Source organism: Alsobacter sp. P4_H11, from assembly GCF_056400925.1.
Window position 1 is genome coordinate 112,026 of record NZ_JBFUKI010000009.1, and the last position, 20,079, is coordinate 132,104.

The 20,079-nt window shown below is 68.0% G+C and carries 13 protein-coding genes; 8 read left to right on the top strand and 5 right to left on the bottom strand.

Annotation, left to right across the window (positions count from 1 at the left end; all coding sequences use genetic code 11):
• Nucleotides 1–4: 4 nt before the first annotated feature.
• The 3 genes from AC1DSZ_RS17050 to AC1DSZ_RS17060 form a co-directional block, all read right to left on the bottom strand.
• Entirely contained in the window at nucleotides 5–3,115 is a 3,111-nt protein-coding gene (locus AC1DSZ_RS17050) for a sialate O-acetylesterase (protein WP_476839543.1), read from the bottom strand.
• A 239-nt stretch (nucleotides 3,116–3,354) separates the two neighbouring features.
• A complete protein-coding gene (locus tag AC1DSZ_RS17055; protein WP_476839544.1) occupies nucleotides 3,355–8,442 on the bottom strand; it encodes a M10 family metallopeptidase C-terminal domain-containing protein in 5,088 nt (1,695 codons plus the stop codon).
• 252 nt (nucleotides 8,443–8,694) lie between these two features.
• Nucleotides 8,695–10,125, bottom strand: coding sequence for an amidase (locus AC1DSZ_RS17060; RefSeq protein ID WP_476839545.1), 1,431 nt, complete (start codon nucleotides 10,123–10,125; stop codon nucleotides 8,695–8,697).
• 162 nt (nucleotides 10,126–10,287) lie between these two features.
• On the opposite strand from AC1DSZ_RS17060, the gene AC1DSZ_RS17065 reads away from it, so the two are divergent.
• The 4 genes from AC1DSZ_RS17065 (at nucleotide 10,288) to AC1DSZ_RS17080 (ending at nucleotide 14,215) form a co-directional block, all read left to right on the top strand.
• Complete coding sequence (locus AC1DSZ_RS17065) at nucleotides 10,288–11,391, top strand: ABC transporter ATP-binding protein (RefSeq protein ID WP_476839546.1); 1,104 nt, start codon at nucleotides 10,288–10,290, stop codon at nucleotides 11,389–11,391.
• Nucleotides 11,392–11,418: 27 nt separating this feature from the next.
• The gene (locus AC1DSZ_RS17070) at nucleotides 11,419–12,462 is read left to right on the top strand and encodes an ABC transporter substrate-binding protein (protein ID WP_476839547.1); all 1,044 of its coding nucleotides are present in this window, start codon (nucleotides 11,419–11,421) and stop codon (nucleotides 12,460–12,462) included.
• 63 nt (nucleotides 12,463–12,525) lie between these two features.
• Nucleotides 12,526–13,392, top strand: a complete 867-nt coding sequence (locus tag AC1DSZ_RS17075) for an ABC transporter permease (protein WP_476839548.1) — start codon at nucleotides 12,526–12,528, stop codon at nucleotides 13,390–13,392.
• Nucleotides 13,393–13,399: 7 nt separating this feature from the next.
• Nucleotides 13,400–14,215: an ABC transporter permease gene (locus tag AC1DSZ_RS17080; RefSeq protein ID WP_476839549.1), complete on the top strand. Its 816-nt coding sequence runs from the start codon at nucleotides 13,400–13,402 to the stop codon at nucleotides 14,213–14,215.
• Here the strand turns inward: AC1DSZ_RS17080 and AC1DSZ_RS17085 are convergent, their stop codons facing one another.
• Entirely contained in the window at nucleotides 14,216–14,569 is a 354-nt protein-coding gene (locus AC1DSZ_RS17085) for a hydroxyisourate hydrolase (RefSeq protein WP_476839550.1), read from the bottom strand.
• Nucleotides 14,570–14,598: 29 nt separating this feature from the next.
• Between AC1DSZ_RS17085 and AC1DSZ_RS17090 the strand changes: the two genes are divergently transcribed.
• The 4 genes from AC1DSZ_RS17090 to AC1DSZ_RS17105 are packed head-to-tail and all read left to right on the top strand — an operon-like array spanning nucleotide 14,599 to nucleotide 18,612.
• Nucleotides 14,599–15,780 carry an MFS transporter gene (locus tag AC1DSZ_RS17090; protein WP_476839551.1) on the top strand — a complete coding sequence of 394 codons (1,182 nt, stop codon included), beginning with the start codon at nucleotides 14,599–14,601 and terminating at the stop codon, nucleotides 15,778–15,780.
• Nucleotides 15,777–17,168 (top strand): amidase, encoded by a 1,392-nt coding sequence (locus tag AC1DSZ_RS17095; RefSeq protein WP_476839552.1) that lies wholly within the window; start codon nucleotides 15,777–15,779, stop codon nucleotides 17,166–17,168. Before AC1DSZ_RS17090 ends, AC1DSZ_RS17095 begins: the two co-directional genes overlap by 4 nt.
• Nucleotides 17,165–17,872, top strand: a complete 708-nt coding sequence (locus AC1DSZ_RS17100; RefSeq protein WP_476839553.1) for a GntR family transcriptional regulator — start codon at nucleotides 17,165–17,167, stop codon at nucleotides 17,870–17,872. Before AC1DSZ_RS17095 ends, AC1DSZ_RS17100 begins: the two co-directional genes overlap by 4 nt.
• Nucleotides 17,869–18,612, top strand: a complete 744-nt coding sequence (locus AC1DSZ_RS17105; protein ID WP_476839554.1) for an aspartate/glutamate racemase family protein — start codon at nucleotides 17,869–17,871, stop codon at nucleotides 18,610–18,612. The genes AC1DSZ_RS17100 and AC1DSZ_RS17105 overlap by 4 nt, the downstream gene beginning before the upstream one ends.
• Before the next feature lie 92 nt (nucleotides 18,613–18,704).
• Here the strand turns inward: AC1DSZ_RS17105 and AC1DSZ_RS17110 are convergent, their stop codons facing one another.
• Nucleotides 18,705–20,048, bottom strand: coding sequence for an MFS transporter (locus AC1DSZ_RS17110; protein ID WP_476839555.1), 1,344 nt, complete (start codon nucleotides 20,046–20,048; stop codon nucleotides 18,705–18,707).
• Between the last annotated feature and the right edge of the window lie 31 nt (nucleotides 20,049–20,079).

The following is a 20,079-nucleotide window of genomic DNA, read 5'->3' on the forward strand; positions in this document are numbered from 1 at the left end:
GCCGCTACACGAACACGACGTCGTCGGCCGTGAAGCTCGACAGCGCCACGTTCCGGAGCGTGATCACGTCGGTGGCCGAACGGGTGATCACGAGGTCGACGCCCACCTGCCGGGTCGCGGCCCAGACCGCGTTCCAGTCGGCGAAGGCCGTCGTGGCGATCTGCAAGTGATCGTTTCCGATCTGATCAAAGTCAAGGATCGTGTCGCGTCCGAATCCAGCGTCGAACGTGAACACGTCGTCGTCCCGGCCGCCAATGAGCACGTCGTCGCCCGCGCCGCCGGTGAGCGTGTCGGCGCCGCTGCCGCCGCTGAGCGTGTCGTCGCCGGCCCGGCCGTCGAGGCTGTTGTCGCCCACATTGCCGGCCAGGACGTTGTTGAGGGCGTTGCCGGTCCCGGAGACGCCGGCGGATCCAGCGAGTGTCAGGTTTTCGACGTTTGCCGTCAGCGTGTAGCTCCCGCCGGTTAGCACGCGGTCGATGCCCTCATTCAGACCTTCGACGACGACGTCGTTGATACTGTTGACCAGAAAGAGATCGTCACCAGCGCCGCCAACCATGGTGTCGCCGCTATTCCCCCCATCGAGCACGTCGTTGCCAGCGCCGCCCATCAGGAGGTCTTCGCCGCCCCCGCCCCAGAGATCGTCATCGCCGTCGCCGCCCCACAACGTATCCCGACCGGCTTCCCCCTCCAGCGCGTCGTTGCCGCCCTGGCCCTGGATTGCATCGTCCCCTGCTCCGCCAATCAGGACGTCTTCGAGGGCGCCGCCGGTGATCGTATCGTCGCCCAGTCCACCGAAAAAGAGACTCCGGTGGCCTGCCTCCGCCACGCTCAGGTCCGCGGTGTCCGTTCCTACCTTGCGTTCGTCCGTGAGGGACGACGCCGCGACGCCCAGGAGCATAGCGCCCATCTCGAGGGCGGCCCCATAGGCGATCCAAGCGTATCCGGCGCCGTTGAAGTGGAGTCCGTCCCGGAGGCCGAGATACCCGGGCGTCGCCATGAATGCTGCGGCGTCACCATGCTCGGCGACCCAGTCCTTCTTGGCCTGCTCGATTGCGAGACCGGATTCGTATCCATCTTTCCCGGGACCGGCCACGCCGTTGTTCGGCGGAGTGCCCATGATGAGGGTTTGAAAAGATCCGACATCCTTCCCCAGTCGGGACATCAGGAGATCCAATCCAGCTTTGTACTCGGAATAGGTGCGATTGGAGGTACTGTCCGCCTCGCCCTGGTTCCAGAGAACGATCTCGGCACGGCCTCCGGCGGTGCCTTGCAGGGTTCTGATCGCTTTGTCGTACAAGCCGTTTTTCTTGAAGCTGTCCCAGTAATCCTGGCCGTTATTCCTATCGGCCAGTGCGGTCCCCCCCACCGCAGCGTTGGTGTACCCGATCGGAATGTCACCAATTCTTTCCCTGAGGTACGCCGTGAACGCCGTCGCCCCCAGGTGCGGGGCGCCCGTATTGAGCAGATAAGTCCCGTCCGCCATGGTCCTGGCGCTAGGCTGCCACAGCCAGCCGACCATATTGGATTGGCCGATGGCCAGAACCGAAATGCCGACGGCGAGCGGTTCGGTTTGCACGGTCGAGCCGGTCGCAACCGAGATCTCGTAATGATCGCCCTGCGGGACCGTGATGGAGCCGCCGAGCCTGCACGTGCCGATGATCCTGCCGTCGGCGTCGCGGATCGTCGCGACCGAGGAGGCGTTCGCGCCGAGATAGCCCGACTTTAGCGTGAACGTGCCCACATAGGAGCCATCGGCCAGCTTCTCACGCTGGATGAACTGGCCACGTCCGCCCTGAAACTTTACGTCGTCGGGCGTCAGCTCGGTGAGCTTGGTGTTCTGGAGCGTGATCTTGTCCCCGCTCGGCATCGTGATCACCACCGCGGATCCAACCTGCCGCGAGCAGGACAGGAACGTGTCCCAGTCGGCGATCTGCGAGCGGTCGAACTGCAGAATGTCGTGCGCCTCGCCCTTGGCGGCGAAGTCCGTGATCACGTCCCGCCCGAACCGGTCCTTGAAGTTGAAGATATCGGAGCCCGCGCCGCCCGACAGCGTGTCGTTCCCCCGGCCACCTTCCAGAAGATCGTCGCCGCCGCCGCCCTTCAGCCAGTTGTTCCCGGTGGAGCCCACGAGGGTGTCGGCTCCGTTACCGCCTGTGACGTTCTCGATGCCGACGATCCGCGTTCCGTTAACCTGTAGTTCGACCCGCAAATCGACGCTAACGCCGGTCCCCGACCGATTGGATAGCGTGTCGACGCCAGCGCCGCCGTCATAAACATCGCCCAGAAGGTCGCCGTATAGGGAATCGTTGCCGTCGCCGCCCAGCAGCGTGTCGCGTCCGCCGCCGGCGTCGAGCACATCGTTACCGGTTCCGCCGTCCAGCAGGTCGTCGCCGAGGCCGCCGCCCAGGCGATCATTTCCTCCATTTCCGAAAATGACATCGTCGCCGTCCCAGCCAAGAATCCGGTTGGCAGCGTCCGATCCGACGATCGTGTCGGCATAGCGCGTGCCGCCGACATCTTCGATGTTCCTAACGATCATTCCGCCGGCCTGCAGGGCGACGTTCAGGTCTATGCGCAAGGCGGACGTGGACTGGTGGAGGTCGAGCCGGTCGACTCCCGCGCCGCCGTCGACAGTGTCAATCCCTTGGCCAGCGACGATCCGATCGTCGTCGCTGCCGCCGTCGAGACTGTCGTTCCCTTTTCCGCCGATCAGGACGTCATTGCCGGCCTCGCCGCGGAGAACGTCGTCGCCTGCGCCACCGTCGAGACGATCCGCGCCCGATCCGCCCGTCAGATGGTCGTTCCCGCCGCCGCCCTTGAGGGTGTCGCCGGCATCGGGCTGAGTCACGATGCCGACGCGGGCCGCGGCGTTCAGCCCGTCGCCGATCGCAAGAGCCGAACGCAGCAGCTTGGGTGCGTGCAGGACGGCGATCTCGATCCCGTCGTCCTGAGGATCGGCAGTCGCCCGTTCGGCCTTACGGGCTCCCACAACGCTGCCCGCATCGATGATCGTCGGAGTGGACGCGGTTACGGCGGTCCACGGGGTGTCTTGTTCAAAGGCAGGGCTAACTGAATGAATTGGTGACTTCGCGATCTGCGCATTCGGCAGAGACATAATTTCCTCCCATGTGCTCTTTTTTTGTTCAGACATCATTTCATGGGCAGTCGATTTAGCTAGATAGGACTGACCTATACTTCCGTTTCATATCGAACTACGAGCATGTCAAAAGATCATCATCTCAGGTTGCGGTCACGGGAACCCAGCCAACACTGCAACTGCGCAAGCGCCATAGATCGTTCGAGCAACGCCTCCGTAACGGCGGCGCCGCCGCCGACACCTCCTTGGGCGCCCGCTCACATCATCAGGTTCGACGCGGTCACACCCGCGCCCGTAACCTTGATGCTGAGGTCGGCCTTTCCGTCGGACGTCCAGTCCACGGAGAGCATCCCGGTGGAGGCGTCGAACGCGACGGAGCCGTGGCCGGCAACCAGGGACCGGCCGTCGAAATGAAGCGCGACGCCGGTTTCGACGGCGATGCGCGACAGGTCGATGCGGTCGCCGGCCTCGAAGTCCCGGATCCAGTCGCGCCCGCCGGCGGCCGGTCCGGCGGCGTCGTCGGCGCGGAACACGAAGACGTCCTCGCCCGCACCGCCCCAGAGCTGGTCGGCGCCGCGTCCGCCCCAGATCGTGTCCGCCCCGGCGCCGCCCCGCAGCGTATCGTCGCCGTCGAGACCGAACAGCGTATCGGCCCCACCGCCGCCCGTGATCTCGTTGGCGAGGTCGTTGCCGGTTCCGGCGAAATCGCCCTGCCCCGCATAGGCTAGCCGCTCGACCGCGTATCCGAGCGTGTAGGCGCCCAGGCTGGTCCGCACCGTGTCGACGCCTTCCCCGGCTGTCTCCCGCACGACGTCACCGACATTGTCGACGAAGTAGCTGTCGTTGCCGGCGGCGCCCACCAGGGTGTCGGCGTCCAGCCCGCCGTCCAGCGTATCGTCGCCGCTGAGCCCGAAGAGTTGCTGGCCGCCGCTGATACCGGTGAGCTGGTAGTGGATGGACGCGCCGTCGAGCTTGGAGAGGTCGTAGTTGCGTACCCGGATGATCACGATGTCGCCCACCGTGGCGTCCGTGACGTCGCCAAGGTCGTCGATCACGAACACGTCTTTTCCGGCGCCGCCGGTCATGAAATCGGCGCCCGCGCCGCCGTCGAGGTAATCGTCGCCGGCGTCGTCCTGAAGAATGTCGACGCCGGCGCCGCCCAACAGCGTGTCGTCGCCATCCAGGCCATACAGGAAGTCGTTGCCCGCGCCGCCCGTAATGCGATTGTTCAGCGCGTTGCCGACGCCGAGGAACTGCCCCGAGCCGGTGGAGACAAGGTTCTCAAGATTGTCGCCGAGCACGTAGGTGCGTGCGGCGGTGCGCACGGTGTCGACGCCTGCGCCGGCCGCCTCCACGATCACGATGTTCTCATCCACCACGTAGGTGTCGTTTCCAGCGCCGCCGTGAAGAGTTCCACTTCCGGCGGCCGTCAGCGTGTCGGCGCCGCCACCGCCCGCCAGGGATGTCTGGCCCTGCTGCAGCGCAAGGTCGAAGACGTAGCGCACGCCGGAGGCGCGCAAGGCGGCGAGATCATAGTTCGCCACCGAGATGACGACGAGATCCTCGGCTGTCGCGTCCGCGACGACGTCGCCTAGGTTGTCGACATAGAAGGTGTCGCGTCCGGCGCCGCCCCGCATGGTGTCGGCTCCGAGGCCGCCATTCAGCACGTCCGCGCCGTCGCCACCGTCGAGGCTGTCATCGCCGGCGCCGCCCTTGAGCGTGTCCGCGCCTGCGAGGCCGATCAGCGTATCCGCGCCCGCGCCGCCCGTGATGGCGTTGCCGAGCTCGTTGCCGGTTCCCGCAAAGGCGCCCTTGCCCGTGAAGGCGAGGTTCTCCAACGCCGCGCCCAACCGATAGGCTGCGAGCGAGGTGACGACTTTGTCGCGACCGCCATTGGCGGTTTCGATGATCACGTCGCCGAGGTCGTCGACCACGTAGATGTCGTCGCCCGCACCGCCCAGCATCGTGTCGGCTCCGACACCGCCGTCCAGGAAGTCTGCGCCGCCGCCGCCGTCCAGTCTGTCCGCTCCCGCGCCACCGTAAAGCGAGTCCGCGCCAGCCAAGCCAACCAAAGTATCGGCCCCGGAGGAGCCGGCCAGGCGGTCCTCCTCGGCCGTGCCGGTGAGCAGGCCCGGCGTCTTAGTCGTCTCGGACCCGGCGACATTATCGACCAGCAGGCGGATGGCCTTGTCGACATAAAGCCCGGCGTGATCGGTGACTCGGACCACGAGGTCGTAGAAGCGGCGGTTTTCGTAGTCGAGCGTCGCATTCCCGGCCACCCGGATCGCGCCCGTGGCGGGATCGATCACGAAAGGGCCGTCATAGGGCAGGCCCTGGCTGGTGCGCAGCGCATACGCGAAGGTCTCGCCCTTGTCGGCGTCGACGCCCGCCGCCGTGGCGACCAGCGTTCCGGCGACGCTGTTTTCGGCCACGCGTCCGCCCGTCAGCGCGATGTCGGTCGGAATGGCGTCGTCGCCGTCGGCGAAACGCAGGACCTCAATGTTGCTGAGCCGGTCCGTGCCGTCCGAGGAGGCTCCGGCGCGCAGGTCGCGGACGATCCACTCCTTGTTGAAGGCGTCGTAGCGGATGTCGTAATTGGCGCGCGCGCCGGAGAACACCGCCATGTCAATGCCGCCGCGGCCATCGATGACGTCGTCGCCCTTGTCGCCGTAGAAGCGGTTGTCGGAGTCGTCGCCGCGAAGCTTATCGCCGTAGATGGACCCGTTGACGCGGGAGAAATTCGTGATGACGTCTTCGCCCTGTCCCAGCGCGTATCCGCCCGCGAGATCCACGATGACACCCTGCGTGGCGTTGCCGTAGCTCACCGTGTTGCGGCCGGCGCCGCCGTCAAGGGTGTCGTCGCCGCTGTTGCCGCGGATGGAATCGTCGCCATCGCCGCCGCGGATGACGTCGTTCCCGGCGCCGCCATACAGCGAGTCATTGCCGGCGGCCCCGTCCAGCGTGTCGTCGCCATAGGCTCCCCAGATGATATCGGCCTCGTCAGTGCCTGTTATGCTGTCGTTGTTGGCGGAGCCCAACAGGATCGACTGCTTGCGGTCGTCGAACTGCAGCACACTGACATGCGAAACGATGTCGACCGCACCGGCGTTGTCCGTCACCTCGATCCAGCCGTCGCCTGTGCTGTTGCTGTTCAGCGACCAGGTGAAATCGCTGTAGCGGCCGTCGAACACCACGGTGTTGTTGCCCGAGCCGCCGTCGATGGTGTCGGCGCCCTTGCCTCCCGCGAGCGTGTCGTTCCCGTCCAGACCCTTAAGTATGTTGGCTTCATCGTCGCCGCGAAGCTGGTCGTTGAAGGCGGTGCCTTCGACGATTTTGAAGTTGAACAGCCTATCCGCGCCCTGACCGGTGGCGACGCCAGCCCCGAGATCAAGCGTAATGGCCTGCTCGGCCGTCGCATAGCTCACGGTGTTGTCGCCCGCACCGCCGTCGAGGGTATCGTCGCCCGCATTGCCGCGCAGGTAATCGTCGCCGTCGCCGCCGCGTAGAACATCGTCGCCGCCGCCGCCGTACAGTGAATCGTCACCGCCACCGCCGTCGAGCGTGTCGTCGCCATAGGCGCCCCAAAGAAGGTCCGCGGCGCCGGCGCCAGTGAGCACGTTTGCGTCCTGGGTACCCAGGAATACGCGGAGGTCGCGATCCGCAAAGCGCAACAGCTCGACGTTGGACAGCCTCGCCGAGGCTTGCGCGTCGGACCGATCGATCACGTCGATCCACCCGGGGAGATCCAAGGCGCTGTTGAGGGTCCAGCGGTAGTCAGCGAAGTTTTTGGAGAACACGGCCGTGTCGAACCCGGCGTCTCCAGATATTTTGCTCGCCCCTGAGGCGACCTCGAAGACATCGTCCCCGTCGCCTCCCGACAACGTGTCGCGTCCGCCTCCACCAGCGATCCGGTCGCGACCGGCCGTGCCGACATGGTTTTCCGCGTCCGTTGTTCCGGTCCAGACCGTTGCGGGCGTCCAGCCGAAGGTGGAGGCGCTCACGACGCCATCCGCAAAAACCAGCGAGCCGACGTCGACCAATCGGTCGGTCCCGTCGCCGGCCGCCAGCCCGAGACCCTTCACCGAGAGGCTGCCGTCCAGGTTCAGCGTGACCAGATAGTTGCTTCTAGCGAAGCCATAGCGGGCCGTGTTGAAGCCGGAACCGCCATCCAGGAGGTCGTCCCCGGCGCCGCCGTCCAGTACGTCATCGCCGGCTTCGCCCACGAGAGTGTCGGCCCCATCACCTCCTGTCAGAGTGTCCGCGCCATCGGCTCCGCTCAACCAGTCGTCGCCACCGCCGCCGCTGATGACGTTGGCGACCTGATTGCCGACAATCGTGTCGGCGCCAGCGCCCCCGATGGCGTTTTCGACCAGCGATCGCAGATCTCCCTGGTAGAGATCAGCGTTGTAGACGTTGGCTGAAGCCGATGCCGGGTTCAGCTTGCTGGCGTCCAGAACGGCAAGCAAAGCCGTGTCGACTATGGAGCCTTCGCCGGCGCGCAGGTCTACCCGTGCGCTCTTGCTGAAATTCGAGAAGTCGTAGGTGTCGTTGCCGCCGCCGTCCCAGATGGTGCGGAAGATGCGCGGCCCCGCGAGGCTGTCCTGGGCGACGCCGTTGATGGACATCACGCCCGTCGTCTCGTCGAACCTGTAGAACGTGTCGCTCGATTGAGCGGAGAAGTTCGCGCCGTAGATGTGTTGGAGCGCCGCGATGTCATCGCGCATCAGACTCTGCGGAGAGCTGGACGCCTCGAGGGTGGAGGAATGGGCGGAGCCGTTCACTTTGGAACGGTAGGTCATCACCGACCATTCCTGGCTGTCATGCGCCGACGGCAGCCCCGCAAAGCCGTTCTTTGGCTCGTGGCCATGCTTCAACCCCAGAGCGTGGCCGATCTCGTGCAGAACGGTCTTGTAGTCTGCCGCGCCCGCAAGGGCCTCGCCGAAGCGATCCGGCGCGAACCAGACGTCCCCGGCGCTGCCCAGCGGCCCGGGATAGAAGCCCCAGCCCGTGCTCGGCCGCCCGTCATCGAGCGGCGGCATCGCTCCGCTGAGCCCAAACAGCATCGTGGCGTCGCCCTGGTGGGCGCCCGTGACCTCGGTGAAGGAAAGGTCGACCACCGAGGATACGCTTGCCAGCGCTTTGCGGACCATCGCCTGCTCGGCCGCATCGAGCGGCGCGAAGGCCGTTGGCTCCGGATTGGAGCCGTAATCCTTGAACGCTGTCGCCGACAAAGGGAACGCGAACGTCATGGCGTGCGCCGCCCAGCCATAGCCGCTCAACAGACCATTGATGTCGTCCATCAAGCCCGGTTGCGTTGAAGCCGGCACGGTGACGAAGGCTGTCATGGCGAAAGATCCTGAAAGATACTGGATCTATTCCAAGGCCATTCACCGCCGAGACGCCATCGACGAGAAGTTGCAAAATTCAAGACTGCCGTGCGTCGTTAATTCGATGAACGCATGCAGCATTCCGCCGGGTTAAATTTATTCGATTGCGCTCGCGGAGGTCGTGGCCATGAGCATCCGTCGATCTGTCTGACCTGTTCGCCAAGCTGCGCGAACTGCTCACGGGGAGAGCCGCGCGAACCTCTGTTCGGTTCATGGTCGGGGCGCAGCCCACTGCGCTCTGGCGCTGTCTGTCCAAACGGGCGGCCAACGATGCGCGAATCCGGCCGTTTCCAGCCTGCGGCCGAGCGAAATCAACCCTGGTTCAGAGCCCGGGCGACCGATCAGCTGGACGCCGAACGGGAGTTCGCCGGCTTGGCGGGGCGTCGGCAACGTGAGCACCGGGTAGCCCACCAGCGAGGGCAGGAAAGTGATCGCCAGGTAGTCCACGATGCTGTTCAGCGAAACGCCGTCGATGGCGAGCACGTCCGCCTCGGCGTTAGGCCAGGGCTGGACGGCGGCGGCCGGGACGACCAGCACGTCGTGCTCGGCGAAAAAGGCCGCGAACCGGCGATAAAGTAGCGCGCGCGTGGCTTCGGCCTCGAGATAGTCCTGCGCCGCGATCCCGTCGCCGGCGGCGATGTTCCATGCCGCCGTCGGGCTGAGCTGGTCGGCGAAGCGCTCCCGCAGTCCCCCGAACGCGTGGCGTATGTGCGCGGCGCGCAAGGTCTTGAAGGCCGCCACGCCGCCGGAGCAATCCGGCGAGGCCGTTGAGATGGAACGGTTCAGCGCCTCCTCCAGCGCCGAAACCGCTTCCCCAAACAGCGTTCGAACCTCTTGCGAAACCGGCGCCGCGCCGCCCAGATCAGCAGTTGCGGCGAGGTGTGGCGGTTGCGCAAAAGCCGCCTCCGAGACGCGCAGGGAGGTCGGATCGCGCGAATCCGGGCCGGCGACGGCGGCCAGCATCAGGGCGCAGTCCTCGACGGTGCGCGCCATCACGCCGTGGGTCGCCAGCGTGTCCCAGGCGAGCGCCCGGCCGGGCGACGGGATGCGGCCCGGCGTCGGCCGGATCGACGCGACGCCGCAAAAGCTCGCCGGCGTGCGCACCGAACCGCCGAAATCCGTGCCATGCGCCAGCGGCGCGAGGCCGGCCGACACCGCGACGGCCGAGCCGCCCGACGAGCCGCCGGATGTCAGGCGCTCATCCCAGGGATTGCGGGTCGGGCCGCACAGGGCGTTGCGGCACAGCGCGCCGAAGCCGAACTCCGGCGTGTTCGTCTTGCCCAGGATCACCGCGCCGGCGGCCCTCAGCCGCGCGACCACGAGATCGTCCTGAGCCGGAACATGCTCGGCGAAGAGGGCCGAACCATAGGTGGTGCGCAGCCCGGCCGTATCGGTGAGGTCCTTGATGGCGACCGGCACGCCGTGCAGCGGTCCACGCGCGTCGGCCGGGGTCGCGTCTCGCATCGCCGCTTCGGCCAGCGCCAGCTCGGCGTCCACCGTGATGAAGGCCGCCAGCGAGGCGTCGATCCCGGCGATGCGATCGAGATGGGCGCGCGTGACCTCGACGGATCCGATCGCGCCCGCGCGCAAGGCCCGGGCGAGCGTCGCCGCGGAGGCGAAGGGCGAATCTGCCGCTTTCATGCGCAACGTCGAGCCATCGCGCGGCGGGGCGCCTTCAGGACAGGCGCCGAACCTGGGAAGCAGTAGCCAAACAACCCACAAGTCGCTGTCATTGTTAGGCTACTCCCCAATCGGCATGCAATTTGCTGAGCCCCGTGCAAGCCCGATGCCGGATCTAACGCCATGTCCGCCGCTCTCCAAAGTCCCGCTCCCACCGCCGGCCGCTCGCTGGTGCTGGACGCCATTACGCACCGCTATGGCGACAGTTTCGCCGTCAAGGACATCAACCTCGACATCCGCGGCGGCGAGCTCGTGTCGCTGCTCGGCCCGTCCGGCTGCGGCAAGACCACGCTGCTGCGCATCATCGCGGGTTTCGTCGCCCAGACGGAAGGTCGCGTCATCGTGGGCGACGAGATCATCGATGATCTGCCGCCGAGCCGGCGCGCCGTCGGGATCGTGTTCCAGAACTACGCCCTGTTTCCCCACATGACGATCGCCGAAAACGTCGCCTACGGGCTCGCGGCGCGGGGCGTCGACAAGGCCACGCAGCGCGCCGAGGCGCAGCGCATGCTGGACCTCGTGCAGCTCGGCGCGATGGCGGAGCGGCTGCCGCGGCAGCTCTCGGGCGGCCAGCAGCAACGCGTGGCGCTGGCGCGGGCGCTCGCCATCAAGCCGTCGATCCTGCTGCTGGACGAGCCCTTCGCTGCGCTCGACAAGAACCTGCGGCTCGACATGCAGATCGAGGTCAAGCGGCTGCAGCGCCTGTCCGGCATCACCACCGTGCTGGTCACGCACGACCAGGAGGAAGCGCTGTCGCTGTCGGACCGCGTCGCCGTGCTGAGCCAGGGCCGGCTGGAGCAGTTTGCATCTCCGACCGCGATATACGACACGCCCGAAACCCTGTTCGTGAACACCTTCGTGGGCAGCGCCAACCTGCTGCCGGGCGTCGTTCTCGGCCCGGACGACGGGGGCACCCGCGTGCGTCTCGACGCCGGCGCGGACCTGATCGCGCGGGCGAGCCGCATCGCGCCCGGCGAGCGCGTGGTCGCCTGCCTGCGGCCCGAGCACCTGCGCATCGAGGCCGGCGAGGAGGGCTTCGCGGGCGTGGTCGAGATGGCGCTGCCGCTCGGCTCGCACGTGGTGCACGACGTGCGCACCGCCGGCGGCGCCTCCGTCAAGGTTTCGGAGCTCCGCCAGGCTGGCGGCGCGCTGCTCGCCACGGGCGCACCCGTTCGCATCCGCGTGCCCGCGCCCGGCCTCGCCAGCATCTTTCCCCAAGCCGCCTGATCCCACCCGCATCCGAGGACAGCCACGATGTTCACCAGACGCCATCTCCTGCAAACCGCGCTCACCGTCGGGGCCATGAAGGCCTTCCCGGGCATCAGCTACGCCCAGGCCCGGCCGCTCGTCTTCGCCACCTTCACGGGAAGCTGGGAGGAGGCGCACAAGGCCGTGCTCGTGCCGGCTTTCCGCAAGGCCAACGGCGACGCGAACATCGTGCTCGACCCGATGCTCTCGGTGGACCAGATCGCCAAGGTCAACGCCGCGCGCGCCAATCCGCCGATCGACGTCATGCTGCACGATCCGGGGCCGGCGCTGGTCGCCATCGGGCAGGACCTCGTCGAGCCCTACCCCGTCGAGAAGAGCGCCTACTTCAAGGACCTGATCGGCGAGGCGCAGGAGGCGACGGGCCCTGCCCCGTTCTTCCAGGTCGTGGGCCTCACCTACAATCCCGAGACCGTGAAGACGGCTCCGACGAGCTGGGCCGACCTCTGGAAGCCCGAGTTCAAGAGCCGCGTCGGCATCACCAACCTGAACTCGACGCTGGGCACGGGCTGGCTGGTCGAGATCGCGAAGATGAACGGCGGCTCCGAGACCAACATCGACCCGGGCTTCGCCGCGCTGGAGAAGCTGAAGCCGAACCTCGCCGCCGTGGCCGCCAACCCGGGCGCGCTCGCGACGCTGTTCCAGCAGGGCCAGGTAGACATCTCGCCCGGCAACTTCAACGCCATCCAGATCCTCAAGGCGCGCGGCGTGCCGGTGGAGTTCGTGGCCCCCAAGGAAGGCGCCATCGCGTTCAAGACCACGATCCACGTGGTCAAGAACTCGCCCAACCGGGACCTCGCCTTCAAGCTCATCGAGGCGGCGCTGTCGCCCGAGGTGCAGGCGACCCTGATGGCCCCGCCCTATCTGATCGTGCCCACCAACACCAAGGTGAAGATGGAGGGCGAGATCGCCAAGGTGCTGGCCAAGGACATGGCCGAGCTGAAGGCGAAGTTCGTGTTCCAGGACTGGGCCGCCATCAACAAGCAGCGCTCCGCCTGGATCGAGCGGTTCAACCGCGACATCAAGATCTGACGCGCCACGATGGCGCCCGTCCGGGGAAAGCCGGACGGGCGCCTCGCCATCGAGAGATCGCCCATGAAGCCCGCGCGCAAGCCCATCGACATTGCGGCCTACGACCTGCGGCTCGCGCTGCCGCTGGGCGCGTTTTTTCTCGTCTTCTTCGTCTCGCCGCTGGCCGTGCTCGCCGTGCTCAGCCTGCAGGCGGACCCCAAGGGCAGCGCCTACGGGCTCACGCAATACGCGGCGTTCCTGGGCGACCGTTTCAGCTTGGGCGTGCTGGTCGCGACGCTGTGGCTGGGCGTCAAGGTGACGCTGCTGTGCCTGGTCTTCGGATTTCCTGTCGCGTGGCTTCACGCGCGGACGCGCAGTGGCGGTTTGCGCGGCGCGATCATGCTGGTGGTGCTGCTGCCGCTGCTTACCAGCGTTGTGGTGCGCACCTTTGCTTGGATCGTCATTCTGGGCCGGCAGGGCATCGTTAATGCGACGCTGTTGTCGCTTGGCGTGATCGATGCGCCGCTGCGGCTTCTCTACACGGATGTGGGCGTCGTCACCGCGCTCGCGCAGGTGCAGATGCCCTTGATGGTGCTGCCGCTCACGGCCGCGCTGGCGCGCATCGACCCGAACCTCGCCGATGCGTCTGCGGCGCTCGGCGCCGGCGCGTGGCGCACTTTCTTTCGCGTCACCCTGCCGCTGTGCCTGCCCGGGATCATCGCCGGCTGCATGCTGACTTATGCCGCGTCGATCACGGCCTTCATCACGCAATCACTGATCGGCGGTGGGCAGATGCTGTTCATGCCGATGTACATCTACCAGCAATCCTCGACGCTGCAGAACTGGCCGTTCGCGTCCGCGATCTCGATCATCTTCCTGGTGGCGGTGCTCGTGGTGGTCTCCCTGTTCAACACGCTTGGTCGCCTGTCGCGCGGCTACGCCAACGCCTGAGGCCGGGATGGCTCGCCGCCGCGTCACCGCCGAAGCCATGAGCTTCAACCTCGTGATGGCCGCTTTCGCGCTGGTCTCGCTGATCGTGCTCGCCGCGCCCACGCTGGTGGTGCTGATCGTCTCATTCACGAGCGGATTTTCGCTGCGCTTCCCGCCACAGGGCTATTCGCTGCGCTGGTATGTGGCGCTGGCCGACGCATGGCAACTGCACTTCGCGGCCCGCAACAGCCTGTTCGTGGCCGCCTGGGCGACAGCGCTGTCGGTGGTCCTCGGCGTCGCGGCCGCGCTGGGCGTGGCGCGTTCCAAGACCCTGACGGCGCGGCTTCTGGATAGCGTGTTCATGTCGCCGCTGGTGCTCCCGGCGCTCGCCTTCGGGCTCGCCGGGCTCATGTTCTTCAGCCTCATCGGTTTGCCCGTGTCGCCATTGACGCTGGTGATCGGCCACACGGTGGTGTGCGTTCCCTTCGTGGTCCGAAACACCGTCGCGGCCTTGGCCCAGATGGAGCCGTCACTGCTGGAATGCTCGGCCAGCCTGGGCGCCGGCAAGATCTACACGTTCCGGCGCATCACGCTGCCGCTGATCCGGCCCGGGATCATGGCGGGCGGGTTCATCGCGTTCATGTCGTCCTTCGACAACGTTCCGGTGTCGTTGTTCCTGCGCGACGCCGCCACCGACATGCTGCCGATCCGCATGTGGCAGGATCTGGAAGGCAAGCTCGACGTCACGATCGCAGCCCTCTCTGGCGTGCTGATCGTCCTCACGGTGGCGGTGATGATCGCCATGGAGCGGTTGACCGGCCTCTCGCGCCGCCTCGCCTCGTGATCAGACGCCCCGAAACAGCGACACGCCCCAGGGCGTGAACTTCAGGGGAAGATGGTAGTGCTCCTCCACCCGCGTCACCACGAACCGGAACGGCACGACGTCCAGGAAGGAACCCTGCTCGGCCGGGTAGCCGTTTTCGCGCATCCAGTCGCCGACATGGAAAACGCACTCGTGCGGGCCGGCCTCCACGCCTTCTCCGCGCATGACGGGATGATCCAGTGCGCCATTGGCGCCGAGCCGGCCCTCGGCGATCCTGCGGCGCTCGGGCTGGAGAGCGTAGAGCTCCACGAAAAGCCCCGTCGCGGGCGCCCCCTTGGCGATGTCGACTCCATGCAGGGAAATTCCACCAGCCATTGCGCCCTCACTCGTCGCCGCGAGGCCGCATGATAGCCGCCCGGGATGGCGCCACGCTACGGCCAAGCCTCGGCCCGGCTCTGGTGGCGATGACCTTGCTGCAGGCCATCATCGCGCTCGCGGTGTTTGCGCCGGGCGTGGTCGCGCCGCGCACGGGCCTGGCTCCCGAGGCGCTGGGCGCCTTCGTGGCGGCCGTGTTCGGGGTCGGCATGGTGTCGTCGTGGCATGCCGGATCGCTGGTGGCGCGTTGGGGGCCGATGCGCCTCGGCGCGCTATGCTGCCTCGCGGTGGCGCTCGGCATGGCGGCCTGCGCCGGTCCGGGCGTCGCGGCGCTCATGTGCGGCGGCGTGCTGGTAGGCCTCGCATTCGGCCCCGACACGCCGGCGAGTTCGGCCCTGCTGGGGGAGCTCACGCCGCCGTCACGCCGCCCGCTGGTGTTTTCCGTGCGCCAGACCGGCAACCAGATCGGCGCCATCGCGGGTTCGCTCACCCTGCCGACCCTCGCCATCGCGGTGGACCCCCGCTGGTGCTACGCGCTGGTCGCGGCCGTTGCGCTCGGCGTCTTCGGGGTGTTCGCGGCGCTCGGCCCGCGCTATGCGATCGCCGCCAGGGCGACGCCGCGTCTCTCGATGAGGTCGGCCTGGGAGCTTCTTTCCGCAAAGCCGCTGCTGCTGCGCCTCGCGATCGCCGCGATGGCGTTCGGCGCGCTGCAACTCTGCCTCAACGCCTTTTTCGTCACCATGGCGGTTCGCGAATGGGGCGTCGAACACGTCACGGCCGGCGCGACCCTGGCGGTGGCCCAGTTCGGCGGCCTTCTCGGCCGGCTGGGCTGGGGATGGGCGGCGTCAAACATCTGGTCGCCGCGTATCGTGCTGGTCGGCGTCGGCGCCGCCATGGCGGCGTTGGCCATCGCGCTCGGGATGGCGGGCGCTTTGCTGCACCCCATCGCGCTGGCCGCACTGGCGGCCGCGCTAGGCCTCACGGCGAGCGGCTGGAACGGTGTATTCGTGGCGGAAGTCGCCCGGCTGGCTCCGCGTGGGCGAATCGCCGAAACCACCGGGGCCGCCATGACGGCGGCCTATGCGGGGCTGCTGGCGGGCCCGTTCCTGATCGCCGCCATCGCGCAGATCGCGAGCGTGGCGGCGGCCTTCGCGACGCTGGGAGCGCTCTGCCTGATGGCCGCCATCTCGATCCTGGGAGTTCGCGAATGACGCCGATTTCGGCTTGCGCCACCGTGGCGGCCGTCCGCTCCGGCCAACGCTCCGCCATCGCGGTGGCCGAGGAGGCGAACGCGTCCATCCTGGCAAAGGCGGCGCTGAACGCCGTGGTGGACTTCGACCCCGCCGAGGGTCTGCGCCGCGCTGCGGCCGTCGATGCGCGCCTCGCCGCCGGCGAGGACTTGCCGTTGGCTGGCCTGCCCGTGGTGGTGAAGGACAACATCTGGGTGGCGGGCCGCCGGGTCACGCAAGGTTCGTTGCTCTTCCGGGATTTCACCCCTAGCCGTGACGCCATCGTGGTCAAGCGGTTGGTCCGCGCCGGCGCGGTGGTGGTCGGCATGGGCAACACGCCCGAATTCGCCTGCAAGGGGCAAACCACCAACCGCCTCTATGGCGCGACGCGCCACCCCGCCGATCCGGCGCTCACGCCCGGCGGATCGTCCGGCGGCTGTGCGGCCGCGGTGGCGGCCCACCTCGTCCCGGCCGCCATCGGCACCGATGGGGGCGGCTCCGGCCGGCGCCCACCCGCGCATTGCGGCGTCGTGGGGTTCAAGCCGTCTTTCGGCGCCATACCGTATGGCCCGGGTTTTCCCGAACCCTTCACCGGCATCGCCGTGATCGCGCCGATCGCCCGGGACGTGGCGGACGCGGCGCTGCTGTTTCGAGCCCTGGCAGGTGAGGACCCGCGCGACCCGCAATCGGTCCCCATCGCGCCGGACGGCCCCGTGGATGCCGGCGCCCTGCGCATCGGCGTGTCGCGGCGGTTCGGCTTCGACGCGCCGATCGACGCGGCCGTGCTGGACAGCCTCAAGGCCGCCGTGGAGGCGTTCGCCGCCGCGGGGCTGCGCGTCGAGCCGCATGACCCGACCTGGCCCGCCGGCGCAACAGAGGATGCGCTGATGCCGTTGCAGTTCGCCGGGCTGGCGGCCATTCACGGCGAGGCTTACCGTCGCTCGCCGGAGCTGTTCGACCCGGACGTGGCGGCGCAGATCGAGCGCGGGTTTGCGTTCGACGGCGTCGCGGTGGCGCGGGCGCGGTGGCTGAGCCACGACATCGCGGCGGCCGCCGCTGCGAGCTTTGCCTCCGTGGACATCCTGATCGGCCCCACGGTTCCGTGCGCGGCCTGGCCAATCGACCGGCTCGGGCCGGAATTCATCGGCGGCGTGCCGGTGGCGCCGCGCGCCCATGCGGTCTTCACGCCGTTCTTCAATCATGCGCTAACGCCGGCCTTGTCGATCCCGCTTGGCAGGACGCCCGAGGGGCTGCCGCTCGGCCTGCAGATCGTCGGCCCGCGTGGCGGCGATTGGCGGGTGCTGCGCGTCGCCGCCGTGCTGGAGCGCGCGCTGGCCGAAGCCGGCCGGTGGAGCGGGCTGAGGCCATGAGCGCAGCTTTGGACCGCGTGCGCCGGCCGGCCGCGGAGGCGTCGCTGACGCATCAGGCCGTGCTGGAACTGCGCCGGCTCATCGTCGGCAACGTGCTGGCGCCCGGCTCCATCCTGAACGAAACGCAGCTGGTGGAGCGCCTCGGGGCCTCGCGGACGCCGGTGCGCGAAGCGCTCAAGCTCCTGGCCAGCGAAGGGCTGGTGGTGCTGCGCCGCAACCGCGCCGCCATGGTGGCCCCGCTGGACGGCGACGCCCTACGGCACCTTTTCGAGGTGGAGAGCGCCATCGAGGCGTTCGCGGCCGGGCTGGCGGCTGAACGGCGCTCGGGCGCGGCGGTGCAGAGGCTGGAGCGCCTGCAGGCACGCATGGAAGCCGCGGAGGCGGCCGGCGACCGCGACGGCTACATCACGCTGAACCAGCAGATCCATGCCGCCATCGTGGCGGCGAGCGGCAATCCGGCGCTCGCCGAAACGCATGGGCGGCTGATCGGACGACTGCAGCGCGCGCGCAATCTCGCGCTGGCGCAACAGGGCCGGGTCGAGGAGTCCATTCTCGAACACCGTGACATCCTCAAGGCGCTGCGCGCGTCGGACGCGCGCGCGGCGCGCGAGCTCATGGGCCGCCATGTGGCGCGAACCGGCGACATCGTGGCCATCATCTGCGGCGGAGCTCGCCTCGCGCCCGTATCTGCGGAGCGCACGTGACCATGCTTCTGCTGAACCCGAACACCACCGAGGCGCTGACGGACCGCATGCTGCGCGTCGCCGAAGCGGCGGCCGCCCCCGGCGCGCGGATCGAAGCCGCCACAGCCCCGCGCGGCGTGCCCTACATCTCGACGCGGGCCGAGGCCCAGATCGCCGGCGCGGTCGCGCTCGAAATGCTGGCGGAGAAACGGGATAGCGTCGACGGCGTCATCATGGCGGCTTTTGGCGACCCCGGGCTGCGTGCCGCACGCGAGATGCTGACGGTTCCAATCGTCGGCATGGCGGAAGCCGCGATGCTGACCGCCTGCATGCTGGGACGGCGTTTCGCGATCGTGACCTTCGCGCAGGCGCTCGAGCCCTGGTTCGAGGAATGCGTCGCCGACCACGGCCTGTCCGCTCGCTGCGCCGGCATCCAGTGCGCCGATGGGGTCTTCTCGAGCATTGACGCAGTCCAGGCCGAGATGGAGGAGAGGCTGGTCGCCACGGCGCGCGCCTGCCTGGATCGGCTAAGGCCGGACGCCATCATCCTCGCCGGCGCGCCTCTCGCCGGCTTGGCGCCGGCGATCCGCGACCGCGTTCCGGTTCCGCTGGTGGATGGCGTGATCGCGGCCGTGAAGCAGATCGAGGGGCTGATCGCCCAGTCGCCCCGCAAGGCGCAGGCTGGGTCATACCGCAAGCCCGCCGGCAAGCAGTCCACCGGCCTTTCGCCCGCGCTGGAGAGTTGGCTGCGGGACGCGTAGCCCGTTTACGTGCCCAGGCCGCTCCGGCGTAGCCTACGCCCGCCGGAGCTTGTCCCTGTTTAGACTGCGAGTGGGCGCTTCCCGCGCGTTCCTCAGGCCACTTCCTCGAGGCCGCGACGCGCCGGCTCGATGCCCCAGAGCGCCACAACGACGATCTGGATCGCCAGCAGCGCGATCATGAAGAATGTGACGCCGCTGACCCCGTAGCCCTTGAACAGCGCCACTACGATGAACGGCGACACCACGGTCGCGCCCCGGCCCAGCATGTTGCAGATGCCGTTGGCCCGCAGCCGCACCTCGGTGGGGAACAGCTCGGGCGTGTAGACGCCGTAGAGCAGCGCCACCAGCACGTAGATGGCGAGCAGCAGCACGAAGCCGGTCGGGATCAGGAACACCGGATCCACCGCATAGGGGTACAGCGCGCCGAACAGGATCGTCACCAGCGACGCCCCGATAATGGTGGGCTTGCGGCCCAGCCGGTCCGCCAGCACGGCCCCGAGCGCGCAGCCGATCGGAGCGGCGAACGAGATCGCGACCGTGTAGTTGAACGACCGCACCAGCGTCAGTCCCTGTTGCACGAAGAAGGTCGGCAGCCAGGTCACGAAGCCGAAGATCAGCGTGTTGATGACGATCAGCACCACCGACCCCACGACCATGCGGGGCAGCAGCTTGGGGCCAAACAGATCGCTGGCCGCGACGGGCGCAACCGGAGGCGAGGCCGGGAGGACGGGGCGCTCGGTGACGCCCGATTCACGCTCGATGGCTGTGACGAGCGCCTCGGCCTCTTCGGCCCGGCCGCGCGACTCCAGCCAGCGGGGCGATTCAGGCATCGACTTGCGCATCTGCCAGACCACCAGCGCGCCGATACCGGCGAGCGCGAACATCGGCCGCCAGCCCACAAGCGGGATGATCACGGCGCCGAGCAGCGTGGTGACCGGCAGGCCGGACACCACCACCATGGCCATCAGCGACAGCCATCGCCCGCGCCGCGACGGCGGCACGAACTCCGACAGGGTCGAATAGCCGACCACGATCTCGGCTCCGAGGCCGAGCCCCATCAGGAAGCGAGCCGCGATCAACCAGTCCATGGTGGGGGCCAGCGCGGCCGCAAAGGACGCGATGCCGAAGATCAGCAGGTTGGTCTGGTAGGTGAAGCGGCGGCCATAGCGGTCGCCCAGGAAGCCGGCCACGAAGGCGCCGATCGTCATGCCCAGGAACGTCATGGAGACGAACTGGGCGTTCTGCGCCAGCGTCGAGAAGCCGCTCGACACCGTGGAGCCAAGCACGCTGGTGCCGACATAAAGGTCGTAGCCGTCGAAGAACATCCCGGCGCCGATCAGCGCGAAGATGCGCTTGTGAAAACTCGAAATCGGCAGGCGGTCGAGCCTTGGGCCCGACTGCACGGACGCCAGTGGCGGATGCGGCGCAATGGTCATTGTGATTCCCTCCCCTCGCCCCGGCGGATCT

What these genes read in the sequence shown, in the direction of transcription:
- AC1DSZ_RS17060 (WP_476839545.1), bottom strand. Translation starts at nt 10,125, where the DNA reads ATGAAAGCGGCAGATTCGCCCTTCGCCTCCGCGGCGACGCTCGCCCGG.
- AC1DSZ_RS17100 (WP_476839553.1), top strand. Translation starts at nt 17,165, where the DNA reads ATGAGCGCAGCTTTGGACCGCGTGCGCCGGCCGGCCGCGGAGGCGTCG.
- AC1DSZ_RS17085 (WP_476839550.1), bottom strand. Translation starts at nt 14,569, where the DNA reads ATGGCTGGTGGAATTTCCCTGCATGGAGTCGACATCGCCAAGGGGGCG.
- AC1DSZ_RS17075 (WP_476839548.1), top strand. Translation starts at nt 12,526, where the DNA reads ATGAAGCCCGCGCGCAAGCCCATCGACATTGCGGCCTACGACCTGCGG.
- AC1DSZ_RS17090 (WP_476839551.1), top strand. Translation starts at nt 14,599, where the DNA reads ATGATAGCCGCCCGGGATGGCGCCACGCTACGGCCAAGCCTCGGCCCG.
- AC1DSZ_RS17050 (WP_476839543.1), bottom strand. Translation starts at nt 3,115, where the DNA reads ATGTCTCTGCCGAATGCGCAGATCGCGAAGTCACCAATTCATTCAGTT.
- AC1DSZ_RS17080 (WP_476839549.1), top strand. Translation starts at nt 13,400, where the DNA reads ATGGCTCGCCGCCGCGTCACCGCCGAAGCCATGAGCTTCAACCTCGTG.
- AC1DSZ_RS17065 (WP_476839546.1), top strand. Translation starts at nt 10,288, where the DNA reads ATGTCCGCCGCTCTCCAAAGTCCCGCTCCCACCGCCGGCCGCTCGCTG.
- AC1DSZ_RS17095 (WP_476839552.1), top strand. Translation starts at nt 15,777, where the DNA reads ATGACGCCGATTTCGGCTTGCGCCACCGTGGCGGCCGTCCGCTCCGGC.
- AC1DSZ_RS17055 (WP_476839544.1), bottom strand. Translation starts at nt 8,442, where the DNA reads ATGACAGCCTTCGTCACCGTGCCGGCTTCAACGCAACCGGGCTTGATG.
- AC1DSZ_RS17110 (WP_476839555.1), bottom strand. Translation starts at nt 20,048, where the DNA reads ATGACCATTGCGCCGCATCCGCCACTGGCGTCCGTGCAGTCGGGCCCA.
- AC1DSZ_RS17070 (WP_476839547.1), top strand. Translation starts at nt 11,419, where the DNA reads ATGTTCACCAGACGCCATCTCCTGCAAACCGCGCTCACCGTCGGGGCC.